Below are 3,217 nucleotides of genomic sequence, written 5' to 3' on the forward strand. Positions count from 1 at the left end.
CCCTCGCTGCCCAAACCTTCGGACCGACAGCGAATCAGCACATCACGCCACAGGCAAGCCGTTTCGCAGAGGTCTCCAGAGAAATCAGGCGCTCAGGCCGTAATGCATTGAACTGATTGAATCTCATCGCCGCATTCGGCCGCGTTCAACGGCATTGGACCGCATTCGCCGGATGACGACTCCGTTACGGCGGCGGACGTATTGCGGAGTTGAAAAACGTCGCCTCGCCAGCAATGTGGCAGCGCTCACCGCTCCGTTCACCGGTGGGCATGTCTCAATTGATGCGTTCGACGCGAACGGTGACCGGACCGGGCCGATCGAAAATCGAAACGTCACCAGTCACTCGGCCGAGTATGATGATCCCGGGCTGAGGGACACGGCCGTCGCGGTAATAGATCACGAAGTGATTAGAGCTCCAGAGTCCCAGCGTGCCGGTCGAGAAATCGAGCTGGCGCTCGACTGCGGGCAAAGGCGAAGGCAGATTGCCGGTCTTTTCTTGACGGAGGTGGTCACGCATGTCGATCGTAAGCGGCAACATCTGGAGGAGCGATCGGGTCGCGTCGTTTTCGACCAGCTCGGCAGTGACCTTGCCCCAGTCAGAGGAAATCAGAATCCGCTCTTGTGCCATGGCAAGTCCAGATGAACCCAGGGCGAGAACGGCGGCACCCAACAACGATTTCAGCATCTGACGACCTCTCCGTTTCTCCGATATCTGCCGATGGGCCCGCCTGTACAGGCAGGCCCATCGCGCAGCTCTTACGCAACGAGGTGCTGATTGAAGAAGCTGGTCAACTTGTCGAACGGGATCACGTCCACGCGGTCGTACAGATCGATGTGGTTGGCGCCCGGGATGATCATGAGTTCCTTCGGCTCCGCCGCGGCCTCGTAGGCAGTTTCGCTGAAGTACCGCGAGTGGGCCTTTTCGCCGTGGATCAACAGGATCGGGCGCGGCGAAATTTCCCTGATGTAGGTCAGGATCGGCATGTTCATGAACGACAGCGGCGTGGTCTGCGTCCAAGAGTTGCCTGAGTTGACCGCGCGCGCATGGTAGCCGCGCGGCGTCCTGTAATAATCGTGATAGTCGACAAGCAACTGTGCCTCACCGCCCTTCAGTTCGTTGTAGGGCGGCTGGTAAGCCGGGGTTCCGTTCGCGGCGTCTTCCCAACGCTGTCGGCTCAGTTGCTCCAGCGTTTGCGTGCGCTGTTCGAGGGTCACGCTGTCGTCGTAGCCCTTGGACATGACGCGCGTCATGTCGTACATGGTGCTGGTGGCGACGGCCTTGACGCGCTTGTCCACGGCGGCAGCATTCAAGGCAAAACCGCCCCAGCCGCAAATGCCGATGATGCCGATCCGCTCGCGGTCGACGGAGGCGTGCAGGCCGAGAAAATCCACCGCGGCGCTGAAATCCTCGGTATTGATGTCCGGCGAGGCGACATTGCGGGGCTCACCGCCGCTCTCCCCGGTGAAGGACGCATCGAAAGCCAGCGTGACGAAGCCACGCTCCGCCATGGTCTGCGCATACAGACCCGACGACTGTTCCTTGACGGCGCCGAACGGACCGCCGACGGCAAGCGCCGGCAGGCGCACGGTGGCACGGTCCTTCGGCAGATACAGATCGCCCGCCAGGGTGATGCCGTAGCGGTTCTCGAAGATGACCTTCTGATGATCGACGTTTCTGCTCCTGGGGAACACCTTGTCCCATTCCGTTGTCATGCTCTGAGCCTCTGACTTGGAAACATTGAAAAGCGACGCCGCACCGAGCGCGGCGACACCGGTGCCGGCCAGCTTCAGGAGGTTGCGGCGACCGGCATCCAGGCCAGGCTGCCGTTCGACTGCGCTTTCAGCTCCATTCTGCTTGTTCATGTTGGAATCTCCATCGACAGTTGGGGCAGTGCCGATCGTCACGGGGGATCACGCCCAGCGCGCGCTTCGCCTGCGCGGCACGCGCGCATCGACCTGCATGGCCGGGATTTAGGTGCATGCCTCGCGGGCGACTAGCCGCTATAATCCGCAAGGACCTATAAGCGGAGCTGATAAATGCAGCGCGGGACTCTGGACGACCTCCGAGCCCTCGTCGCGGTGGCACAGGAGCGAAGCTTCACCAAGGCGGCGGCCAAGCTCGGCGTCTCGCAGTCGGCGCTGAGCCAGACCATCGGCGAACTTGAAGCGCGGCTGGGCGTGCGGCTTCTCACCCGCACGACGCGCAGCGTCTCGCCGACGGCGGCCGGCGAGCGCCTGCTTCAAACCGCGGCGCCGCGCTTGGAGGAGATTGAGGCCGAGCTTGCCGCGATCAGAGAACTTCGCGAGAAGCCAGCCGGGACAATTCGGATCACATCCACCGAATATGCAGCCGACGTGATCCTCCTGCCGAAGCTTGCGAAGCTCCTGCCGAAGTATCCCGACATCAAGGTTGAAATCATCATCGACTATGGACTGACCGATATCGCCGCACAAGGCTATGACGCCGGCGTGCGCAGCGGCGAGCAAGTGGCAAAGGGCATGATCGCGGTGCGTATCGGGCCGGACATGCGCATGGCGGTCGTGGGGGCTCCATCGTACTTCAAGACACGGCCGGAACCGAAGAAACCGCAGGACCTGATCCATCACAACTGCATCACGCTTCGCCTGCCCCATGGCGGATCGTATGCTTGGGAGTTTGAAAAAGGCGGGCGAAACCTGAAAGTGCGTGTCGAAGGCCAGATCACCTACAATACGACCGCCCAGGAGCTGAGTGCCGCCTTGGCCGGATTGGGCCTGGCGTATGTGCCGGAAGGCATGGCGCAACCGCATCTCGCCAAGGGTCGTCTCAAGCTCGTACTTGAGGACTGGTGCCCTCCATACTCAGGCTATCATCTTTGGTACCCGAGCCGCCGCCAGCGTTCGGCCGCTTTTGCTCTCGTCGTTGACGCGCTGCGCTACCGGGGTTAGCCGATTCTTCGGGTCGTGCTCGGATGCGCCAACCTTGCAGGCTGTGCACCCGGTAGGCTGGTCCTCTTTCCACCCTTTTCCGCCCCTTTCCGCCTCTGCGCCGCTGCCTCGAAAAGAGCATCTTGCCTGCCGCGAAGGCTCACCGCTCAGTGACGGGCATGAAGCAACATCTGACCGAGCGATCCGTAAAGGCATTGGTGCCGGCGATCGACGTTAATGTCTCTTCGAGTGGTGTAGGAGCCGAGGGAGGGGCGCGGAGCGTAGCCCCTGGTTGCGCGCAGCGGAGCGC

General features: G+C 61.9%; 3 protein-coding genes. 1 reads left to right on the forward strand and 2 read right to left on the reverse strand.

What is annotated here, in order from left to right:
- Positions 1-274 precede the first annotated feature (274 nt).
- Both FK498_RS18090 and FK498_RS18095 read right to left on the reverse strand, forming a co-directional pair.
- Positions 275-685 carry a cyclophilin-like fold protein gene (locus FK498_RS18090; RefSeq protein ID WP_141857021.1) on the reverse strand — a complete coding sequence of 137 codons (411 nt, stop codon included), beginning with the start codon at positions 683-685 and terminating at the stop codon, positions 275-277.
- Positions 686-756: 71 nt separating this feature from the next.
- The gene (locus FK498_RS18095) at positions 757-1,863 is read right to left on the reverse strand and encodes an alpha/beta hydrolase (RefSeq protein ID WP_141857024.1); all 1,107 of its coding nucleotides are present in this window, start codon (positions 1,861-1,863) and stop codon (positions 757-759) included.
- A 174-nt stretch (positions 1,864-2,037) separates the two neighbouring features.
- Between FK498_RS18095 and FK498_RS18100 the strand changes: the two genes are divergently transcribed.
- Complete coding sequence (locus FK498_RS18100) at positions 2,038-2,928, forward strand: LysR family transcriptional regulator (protein WP_141857026.1); 891 nt, start codon at positions 2,038-2,040, stop codon at positions 2,926-2,928.
- The last annotated feature ends 289 nt before the right edge of the window (positions 2,929-3,217 follow it).

Origin of the sequence: Elioraea sp. Yellowstone, from assembly GCF_006704265.1 — a bacterium.
GTDB lineage: Bacteria > Pseudomonadota > Alphaproteobacteria > Acetobacterales > Acetobacteraceae > Elioraea.

Excerpts from the sequence above, each read along its gene's own strand:
- FK498_RS18090 (WP_141857021.1), bottom strand. The coding sequence starts at position 685 with ATGCTGAAATCGTTGTTGGGTGCCGCCGTTCTCGCCCTGGGTTCATCT.
- FK498_RS18095 (WP_141857024.1), bottom strand. The coding sequence starts at position 1,863 with ATGAACAAGCAGAATGGAGCTGAAAGCGCAGTCGAACGGCAGCCTGGC.
- FK498_RS18100 (WP_141857026.1), top strand. The coding sequence starts at position 2,038 with ATGCAGCGCGGGACTCTGGACGACCTCCGAGCCCTCGTCGCGGTGGCA.